This window comes from Myxococcus llanfairpwllgwyngyllgogerychwyrndrobwllllantysiliogogogochensis (assembly GCF_006636215.1).
GTDB lineage: Bacteria > Myxococcota > Myxococcia > Myxococcales > Myxococcaceae > Myxococcus > Myxococcus llanfairpwllgwyngyllgogerychwyrndrobwllllantysiliogogogochensis.
Map to the genome: position 1 here is coordinate 1 of NZ_VIFM01000398.1, position 7,738 is coordinate 7,738.

Genomic DNA, 7,738 nt, shown 5'->3' on the forward strand with positions numbered 1-7,738 from the left:
TGGAGGCATGCGGACTCCAGCGGCGCAACGAGCGCGAAGAGTGGGAGCTGACGGACGCGGGCCGGGACTACGCCGAGGCCGTCCCCTTCAGCCGCAACGGCCATGCCGCCTACCAGCTCCTCTGGCGCCCCGAGGTGCTCGGCGTCCTCGAGGATGCCGCTCGCTCCTCGTCGATGAGCGTCGGCCTCGGCTGACGGAGGACACCGTGACACTCGGCATCGTCAAACGCACCGAGGATGACCTCACCCAGTGGCTCGCCACCGAGTCTGGATTCATTTCCGGGCTGTGCCAGTACGACAACGAGCCCGTGGTACTGGAGCCGTACCAGCAGTCTTTCCTCGGCAACCACTCCCGATTCAGGTGGGTGGCGAAGAGCCGCCAGGTGGGCTTCTCCTTCTTGTTCGCGCTCGAGGCCCTGGCGCGGTGCCACCTGCGCGACGGCCACACGTCGGTGTTCGTCTCGTACAACTTGAGTGACGCCGTCGAGAAGGTGCTCATCGCCCGGCAGGTGTATGAGGAGCTGCCGCTCGCCTACCAGAAGAAGCTCGTGACGGATGCGAAGACGGAGCTGGCCTTCGAGTCGAACTCCCGAGGCCGGCGCCTTTCGCGTATCATCTCCGTTCCCGCCAAGCCTCCGCGCGGCAAACGCGGCGATGTGTACCTGGACGAGCTGGCGCACCTGGTCAACGACCGCGAAGTCTACACAGGCAGCACCGCCCTCATCCTGCGCTCGCATGGACAGCTCACTGGGGGCAGCACCCCGCTCGGTCGGCGCGGAATCTTCTGGGAGATAGACACCCAGGAGCTGCGCAAGTACCCGCACCACACTCGCCAACTGGTGCCCTGGTGGCTGTGCCGCTTCTTCAGCCTGGACGTGAGGCGCGCTGCCGTGGAGGCGCCTCTCATGCCTACCGAGGAGCGCGTCACGCGCTTCGGGCGCCCCGTCCTCGTGGAGCAGTTCGACTCCCTGCCGCAGGAGGACTTCCAGCAGGAGTTCGAATGCCTTTTACGTCGACGAATCCTACAGCTTTCTCCCCTACGAGCTCATCCTCCCGTGCACCACCGACGAGTTGGTGTTGGCGCAGGACGCCTCCGACGTGCCCGTGCCCCAGGGGCGCCTGGTGGCGGGCTTCGATGTGGGCCGCACGAGAGACCGCTCGGAGCTGGCCGTCTTCGAGGAGGTGGCGGGCCGATACACCTGCCGCATGCTGCGGAGCTTCGCGGGCATCCCTTTTGCCGAGCAGGAGGCGCACCTTCGCCGTCTCCTCTCCGTCCTGCCCGTGGCGCGCCTCAGCATCGATAGGAGCGGCATCGGCATGAACCTCGCCGAGAACCTCGCTCGGGACTTCCCCCAGGTGGTGGCAGAGAACTTCACCAACGAGGCCAAGGAGAGGTGGGCGACCGACTTCAAGATTCTCCTCCAGCGTCGCGACGTCACCCTGCCGCGAGAGCGTGAGCTTGTCGGGCAGATTCACTCCATCAAGCGGCGCGTGCTGCCCTCCGGCAAGGTGTCCTTCGACGCCGAACGCACCAACCGAGGGCACGCCGACAAGTTCTGGGCCGTCGTCCTTGCCTGCCAGCGCGAGCGGGGGCCTGAGCGACGAGGTAGCGGGGAGATCGGCGTGCGCGTGCTTGGCTGAATGCGACCAGAGCCCGGGGGCTGAGCGCGTCGCGTCGCGCCGCGACGCCGGGCCCTTGTGGCCATCCAGCTCCTCGCTCCGAGGACGCTCGGCCACGCGGGACTCGGAAGAAGCGCTCGAGGAGGGCCGCGAGTTCAAGGTGACTTGCGAGCGAGGAAGGCCACCGAGACGCTTCGAGGCTCCTCGTCCCGGTAGGAAATCGTGACGGTAAGCTCACCGGGGTGCTTCGGGCTCTTCCAGTCCCCACACCAGATCTGGAAATCGGTGGACTCATCGAAGCTCCAGAGGTCGTGACCGAGCGCCCGCAGCTCCGTCGCGATTCGATGTCCCTCCGCATCGGGGGCTGCAGCTGACTTGAGCCGAACTGCCAGCACCTGCTCCAGTTCGCAGGAAAGTCGCGTCTGGTCGCGCGTCTGGGCAAAGCTCTCGTAGGAAAAACAGGGGTCAAGCATACAAGGACTCCATCTGAACATCTTCACGCGCGGCCGACATGGGAACGGGGGCCTGAGCGAAGAGGGACTGGGGAGATCAGCGTGCGGGTGATTGGCTGAGCACGACCGAGTCTCGACCACCCAGTTCCTCGCCGGCAACGCCGTGCCCGCGTGGGGGCTCAGCGCCTCGCGCGGCAACGCCGCGCCCTCCTCGCCACCTAGCTTCTCGCCGGCAACGCCGTGCCCGCGTGGGGCTCGGCGCCTCGCGCGGCAACGCCGTGCCCTCCTTGCCACCTAGCTTCTCGGCCGCAACGCCGTGCCCGCGTGGAGGCTCAGCGCCTCGCGCACAGGCCCCTCGGCCCCGAGGGACTCCGAACAAGCCATCGGGACGAGACTACCCGGCAACAGCGCCGGCAGGACACGCCCCGAAGGGACGAACCGTGAACCAGGACAACCAGCGCAACCAGGGCAGCAACGAGCGGCTCAACCGGATCCTCGTCATCGCAGGCCTGATTCTCCAGCTACTGCGGCTCCTCGTGGACTACGCCGCCTTCCGCGCCCAGTCCTAGCCCCACCGAACCGGAACTGTCCAGGGTGGGCGGCCCCTACGCGGGCTGCCCACCTTGGCTTGGGACGCAGTATCTGGCCACGTTGCTCCGCCCCTCGCCCGCTAGCCACGTAGACAGGGAGGGCGGCACCAACATCCAAGGACTCAGCGCCCCGCTGCCGTTCGCGCATTGACCTTCAGCCATGCCTGCCGCCGGAAGGGGTACGTCGAGCAGATGCGGCGCCAGGTCCACACCTCGCGCCGCGTCCACCACTGCGCAGGCGGCTGGAGGCCGATGTCCCGCAGGTTTCCGAGGCCACGGTAGCCGACGCCGTCGAGCCCGAAGCCAGCGTTGGACTCCAGCACCAGCACCTTGTCCGTCACAACGTGGTGGTCCAGGACGAGGAAGGTGTGCCCCGAGCCCCACTGGCTGCGCCACCCCTGGATGAGTGTCCAGGGATGAGGTGGCACATCCGCCGACGGCGCCGCCAGGGCCATGCCTGACTCGACGGCCGCCGTCACGGGAGAGAAGTAGTCCTGGGTGGAGCCGATCATCATCTGTCGGTGGCGACGCGCGTCCCACGAGAGAGCCGCGCCGTGCGCCTCGGAGAAGGCCTTCACCAGCAGGGCCTCGACGAAGGTGCAGCAGTTGTTCAACCGGGGCGGCGCCAGCGGGACACGGACGCCCGGGAGCGCCCATGGGTAGTACGCCCGGCTCGCGTCGTACCTGTAGTCGAGGAACGCCCCCAGGAGAGTGGTGAGCCGCTCCTCCAGGACGGCCAGCGGCTCGCTGTCGAACGACAGCCGGGCCATGGCAGGTGCGCTCTCCTGGGAGAGGAACGTTGCGTAACGCTGGGTGCGCCAGCGCGTGCACACCCAGGTGTCGAGCGCGCTCAGTTTCGGAACCAGCAGTCGGGCGTAATCAGTGTCGGGCGTGGGGTGGCGGGACTTCTCCTCGAGCACGAGATAGTCGCCCGCCTCGACATAGCCTCCAGGCTGCGTGCTCGTGTCCGGCAGCACGAAGCCGCGCAGGCGCGCTGGCAGTCTCGCAACACGGTAGGTGTCCATGGTGTCTCCTCCACGTCGAAGTGGGGCTTCAACGTGTTCGCCATGGACGAAGAGACAGAGCCGGTCCTGCCATGAGGAGCCGGGTTCGTGCGGCCCACTCTTCGCGCGGGCGCAGCGCGCGTCAGGGCACCCAGTCCGCGTCGGGCGCGTCGTCGTCGTCGGCGCGCCACGCGCCGCAGTGGATGCAGAACACCCACCCCACATAGCCAGCCTGGGCCGCAGGGTGCTCGGGGTACTCCTCGGCCGTCACGAGGAAGTCGCTCGGGTGGTGTGCCTCGTCCTCCCGCTCCGGGCACCCGCATGGGCACGTCGTCACATCGGCCGTCGTGGCAGCAACGTCACCAGTGGACGCGACGCCGCGCGTGTCCCCTTCTCGCTTCAAACACCCCTGGCCTGGATTCATCGTCTGTCTCTCCCAATCGTCTCTGTGACTCTCGGCAGCAGGAGGCACCTTCACGCATGCGCTTCGGCTCGCGCGCGGGCTCCCGCGTCAGCCGCAGGTGTCGCCAATAGCGCTCTGTCCTCCGACGAAGGCAACTCATTGATGCGCATGTCCTGAGCGGAAAAGCGCGCGCCGGATGTCCCCGAAATTGGGCCCGAGGCCTTTGTCCTCGCTGGAGGTGAGGCGCGCGGCCCCCAACGCCCTCGCACATCGAGGGCACCCCTCCCACCGCGCGCCTTGCCTCCACTTGGTCCGGGAGGCCCCTGTGCAGAGCGTCGTCAGAGTCTTCGTCCTCGCCTCCCCCTCGGGCGCGCCACACCCCGGGCCGGAATTCACAGTCGAGGCCTCCGGCCACGACGGGCTGATGGAGGCGGTCCACGCCGAGTTGGCGGCCCGCGGCCACCGCGTGCGCGCCGTCTCGCACACCCCTACGGGACTCCTGGCTTACGTGGAGGAACGCCCGTGACGGTGCCGGCCGAAGTCCACCAGGCCGAGGAGCGACTCCAAGCCATCCTCAAGGCGGTGGTGGTGGGCGCCCGTGTCGACGAACCCGCCAGCCGCCCCGGGGGCGAGGACGCCTTGGCCTTCAGCGAGGCCGGCGCCCTCCAGCCCCCGTATGAGCCGGAGGCCCTCTGCCTCCTCGTCGAGCACTCCAACTCGTTGAGACAGAACGTCGATGCGTACTGCACGAACATCGACGGCTTCGGGTACCGATTCGAAGCTGCGATTGACTTCGACGCCGACGGCGCCCGGGAGAAGGTGGCCGACGCCATGGCCTTGGAGCGCCTGGCCGCCCGTGACGCGGGCACGCTGCCTCCAGGGACGCCCCTTCTTCCTGCGGACGAGGAAGTCACCGCCCACGCGGAGGAGGTGCGGCAGCAGGCCCGAGTGGAGAAGGCTCGCCTGGAGTCCTTCTTCGACTTCTGCTGCTTCGACGGCAGCTTCGTCGAGCTGCGCCGCCGCACGCGCCACGACCTCGAAGTGACTGGCAACGCGTACTGGGAGGTGCTGCGCGACGCCAAGGGAGACATCGCCCGCTTCGTCTACGTGCCCTCGTACACGGTGCGGCTCCTCCCTCTCGACAAGGAGGCCGTCGAGGTGCGCGAGCGCGTCCGAATCTCCGCCGTCAGCTTCGACACGGTGAGCACCCGTCGGCGCCTGCGCCGCTACATTCAGGTGCAGGGTAGCGAGCGGGTTTACTTCAAGTCCTTCGGCGACCCACGCGTCATCTCCCGTCTCACCGGCCGCACATTCAAAGACGTCGCCGCGCTCAAGGCCGCAGACGCCTCAGACGGCCCGGCCACGGAGCTCATCCACTTCGCCATCCACTCGCCGCGCTCGCCCTACGGCATTCCTCGCTGGGTGGGCACCCTGCTGTCCGTCCTCGGCTCCCGGCAGATGGAGGAGGTCAACTACCTCTACTTCAACAACAAGTCCGTCCCTCCCCTCGCGCTGCTCGTCTCTGGAGGGCGGCTCTCCGACGCCTCGGTGCCGCGCATCGAGCGCTTCATCGAGGAGAACCTCAAGGGCAAGGCCAACTTTCATAAAATCCTCATCCTCGAGGCGGACGGCGCCGGCACCGGCGACGGAGGCCGCGCGAAGATTGAGCTGCGCCCCCTGACGGACGCCCAGCAGCAGGACGCCCTCTTCCAACAGTACGACCAGCGCAACATCGACAAGGTGGGCAGCGCCTTCCGCCTGCCCCCGCTGCTGCGCGGAGACGGCCGGGACTTCAACCGCTCGGTGGCGGAGGCACAGCTGCGCTTCGCCGAGGACCAGGTCTTCCAACCCGAGCGCGACGAGTTCGACTTCTTGTTGAATCGGAAGGTGCTTGCGGACATGGGCGTGCGCTTCTGGCGCTTCCGCAGCCAGACGACGGCCACCAGAGACCCGGAGCGCATGACCGAGATGGTCGAGCGCCTGGTCCGCGTGGGTGTGCTGACTCCCGAGGAGGGCCGCCACCTGGCCGGCGACATCTTCCACCGCGAGTTCCGCAAGATTGCGGACGACTGGGTGAAGCGACCCATCACCCTCACGCTGGCGGGCATTCAGACGGGCGTCGAAGACTTGAAGCCCCAGAAGGACAAGGGCTCACTGCTGGGCGAGGCGAAACGCCTCTTGGGGCTGCGAGAAGAGCTTCGGGCCGAGGAGGAGCGCCTGGCCCAAGGACGCCTGGCGCTCGCGCGCCGGTACATGGACACCGAGCACGTCCCGGTTCCGCGAGAGGAGTTCGACACCTGGTTCTCGGGGCAGTCCACATGACGCCCGCGCAGTTCCAGCGAGCATGGGTGCTCCAGGCCCAGGCCGACGCCGAGCGCGGTGTCCTGGAGTGCCGCATGTGCCGAAGGCGCGGCCCCTTGGAGGAGACGACGACGCTGTGGCGCAACGGACTGCTCGTCTTCGCGCTGTGTGACAGGTGCGCCGCCAGCCACGAGGTCGTCTTCTCGCCCACTCAGGCCGGCGTCGAGGTGCGCGCCAGGCGCCGCAGTCCCGTGGAGCTGGTGACACAGGAGGTGCCCCTTGTGCACGGCCCCCGCTGACAGCCTCCTCATCATCCACGAGGCGCGAGCGGTGGCGGACACCCTCCTGGGGGACGTCCTCCGGCTGCCTGTGGCCAAGGCCCTCGACGTCGGCACTGCGGCAGGCATGGACCGCGCCGTGGCTCTGCTTGCCGCGCGCCTCCGCCGCGCTGTCGGGCGCGCGGACGTGGACGCCATGCGGGAGGCGGTGGCCGTCCTCGACGTGGACTGGAGGACGACGACGGCCGCCCAGCGCAGGCGCCTCGTTGCCCAGGCGATGGAGGCTGCCGGCCGACAGACAGCCGTCATCCCCGCCCGCATCCAGGCGCCCCTCGGCGACGCAGCCGAGGAGGTGGTGGCGTCCACCCGCAGCCACGCCCGGCGCGAGCAGGGCCTCGCCCTCGCCGCCCGATTCAACGCCATGGACAGGCGCATCGCCCAGCACATCGTCCGCACCCAGGGCAACTTCGTCCGGGACGAGTACGGGCGCCGGCTGGACACGTTTGGCGAGGAGGCCCGGCGCCTGGTGGCCGAGGGGCTGGAGGCCGGCCTCGGCAGGAGCGATATCGCCGAGTCCCTGGAGAGGGCCGCACGCGGCGCCCTCATCGAGCGGGCCCCCTTCTACTGGGAGGTGGTGGCGAGCCACTTCGTCAGCCAGGGGCGCTCCTTCGCCCAGGTGAGCAGCTACGCGGAGGCCGGCGTGCGCAGCTACCGCATCGAGGCTGTCCTCGACGAGGCCACCACCCAGGCGTGCCGCTTCCTCCATGGGAAGACATTCTCAGTGGCGGATGCCCTCAAGCGCTTCGAGCGCGTCGAGTCGCTCGAGCGGCCAGAGGACGTGAAGCAGGAACTGCCCTGGGTGAGGGAGCGCCTCGACGCGGACACCGGGCGTGCCCTCCTCTACGTCAACCGAGGCGGCCAACAGACGCGCTTGGCCGAGGTGCTCCGCTCCGCCGCTGGCACCCGCGACGACGTCGGCGAGTTCCGCTCGCTCGCTTCGGACAGGCAGCTCGCGGACGCGGGCGTGGGCTTCCCGCCGTACCACGGCCTCTGCCGCACCACGACGCTCGCCGTCACTTAAATGATGTCCC

At 68.6% G+C, this 7,738-nt stretch carries 9 protein-coding genes and 1 pseudogene; 7 read left to right on the forward strand and 3 right to left on the reverse strand.

From position 1 onward, the window contains the following. The 3 genes and pseudogenes from FJV41_RS52855 to FJV41_RS52860 form a co-directional block, all read left to right on the forward strand. Positions 1-194, forward strand: a 194-nt coding sequence (locus tag FJV41_RS52855) for a hypothetical protein (protein ID WP_281291631.1), incomplete at its 5' end; no start/stop codon positions are given. A gap of 11 nt (positions 195-205) precedes the next feature. Then, positions 206-1,303, forward strand: coding sequence for a terminase (locus tag FJV41_RS54415; RefSeq protein WP_141649082.1), 1,098 nt, complete (start codon positions 206-208; stop codon positions 1,301-1,303). Then, positions 1,188-1,640, forward strand: a pseudogene (locus FJV41_RS52860) (phage terminase large subunit family protein); the annotation flags it as partial. The gene FJV41_RS54415 and the pseudogene FJV41_RS52860, both read left to right, overlap by 116 nt. A 134-nt stretch (positions 1,641-1,774) precedes the next feature. Here the strand turns inward: FJV41_RS52860 and FJV41_RS46630 are convergent. Continuing rightward, a complete protein-coding gene (locus tag FJV41_RS46630; protein WP_141649084.1) occupies positions 1,775-2,092 on the reverse strand; it encodes a hypothetical protein in 318 nt (105 codons plus the stop codon). 419 nt (positions 2,093-2,511) lie between these two features. Here FJV41_RS46630 and FJV41_RS54825 point away from each other — a divergent pair, with 419 nt between their 5' ends. Next, on the forward strand, positions 2,512-2,640 hold the full coding sequence (locus tag FJV41_RS54825; protein ID WP_281291632.1) for a hypothetical protein: 129 nt from the start codon (positions 2,512-2,514) through the stop codon (positions 2,638-2,640). A 143-nt stretch (positions 2,641-2,783) separates the two neighbouring features. Here FJV41_RS54825 and FJV41_RS46635 read toward each other — a convergent pair whose 3' ends face one another. Next, positions 2,784-3,686, reverse strand: a complete 903-nt coding sequence (locus FJV41_RS46635) for a hypothetical protein (protein WP_141649085.1) — start codon at positions 3,684-3,686, stop codon at positions 2,784-2,786. A 121-nt stretch (positions 3,687-3,807) separates the two neighbouring features. After that, positions 3,808-4,089: a hypothetical protein gene (locus FJV41_RS46640; protein ID WP_246137855.1), complete on the reverse strand. Its 282-nt coding sequence runs from the start codon at positions 4,087-4,089 to the stop codon at positions 3,808-3,810. 501 nt (positions 4,090-4,590) lie between these two features. On the opposite strand from FJV41_RS46640, the gene FJV41_RS46650 reads away from it, so the two are divergent. Genes FJV41_RS46650 through FJV41_RS46660 form a run of 3 tightly spaced genes read left to right on the forward strand, consistent with a single transcriptional unit; the run spans position 4,591 to position 7,728 of the window. After that, entirely contained in the window at positions 4,591-6,390 is a 1,800-nt protein-coding gene (locus FJV41_RS46650; RefSeq protein ID WP_246137856.1) for a phage portal protein, read from the forward strand. Then, complete coding sequence (locus FJV41_RS46655) at positions 6,387-6,668, forward strand: hypothetical protein (protein WP_141649087.1); 282 nt, start codon at positions 6,387-6,389, stop codon at positions 6,666-6,668. The genes FJV41_RS46650 and FJV41_RS46655 overlap by 4 nt, the downstream gene beginning before the upstream one ends. After that, positions 6,649-7,728, forward strand: coding sequence for a structural protein (locus FJV41_RS46660; RefSeq protein WP_141649088.1), 1,080 nt, complete (start codon positions 6,649-6,651; stop codon positions 7,726-7,728). Before FJV41_RS46655 ends, FJV41_RS46660 begins: the two co-directional genes overlap by 20 nt. Positions 7,729-7,738: the final 10 nt, after the last annotated feature.